At 60.2% G+C, this 507-nt stretch carries 1 protein-coding gene; it reads left to right on the top strand.

Going from position 1 to position 507, the window contains the following annotated elements; translation table 11 throughout:
• Nucleotides 1–59: 59 nt before the first annotated feature.
• The gene (locus NW853_RS00220; protein ID WP_414336204.1) at nucleotides 60–359 is read left to right on the top strand and encodes a ferredoxin; all 300 of its coding nucleotides are present in this window, start codon (nucleotides 60–62) and stop codon (nucleotides 357–359) included.
• Nucleotides 360–507: the final 148 nt, after the last annotated feature.

The raw sequence follows: 507 nt of genomic DNA, 5'->3' as shown, positions 1-507 counted from the left end.
TCCGGGGCAGAAGGGTGGCAGGATGAGGAGTGGATGTTTTTTCTGGAGACCCAACCAGGATGGCTACCTACAAGGTCACTCTGATCAACGAAGAGCGAGGCTTGAACGTCACCATCGATGTGCCGGATGACGAGTACATTTTGGATGTGGCGGAGGAGCAAGGGATCGAGCTGCCCTATTCCTGCCGCGCCGGGGCCTGTTCGACCTGTGCCGGCAAGCTGGTGAGCGGCACGGTGGATCAAAGCGATCAATCCTTCCTGGATGACGATCAGATCGAGCAGGGCTATGTGTTAACCTGCGTGGCCTACCCTACTTCTGACTGCACCATCATCACCCATCAAGAAGAGTCGCTGTACTGAGGCCCTCACCCCCAATCCCTCACCCGCGGCCCCTCTCCCTGGGGGACGACCCTCACCCTTGGCCCCTCTCCCTGGGGGACGACCCTCACCCCTGGCCCCTCTCCCCCAGGGAGAGGGGTTTTTTGTTTTGGGTGCTCCTTTCCGGCAG

This window comes from Synechococcus sp. H55.11 (genome assembly GCF_047462475.1).
In the GTDB taxonomy this organism is placed as follows: Bacteria; Cyanobacteriota; Cyanobacteriia; order Thermostichales; family Thermostichaceae; genus Thermostichus.
The sequence above is the reverse complement of the archived record's forward strand: the minus strand, read 5'-3'. Positions and strand labels throughout refer to the sequence as shown.

What these genes read in the sequence shown, in the direction of transcription:
- NW853_RS00220 (WP_414336204.1), top strand. Translation starts at nt 60, where the DNA reads ATGGCTACCTACAAGGTCACTCTGATCAACGAAGAGCGAGGCTTGAAC.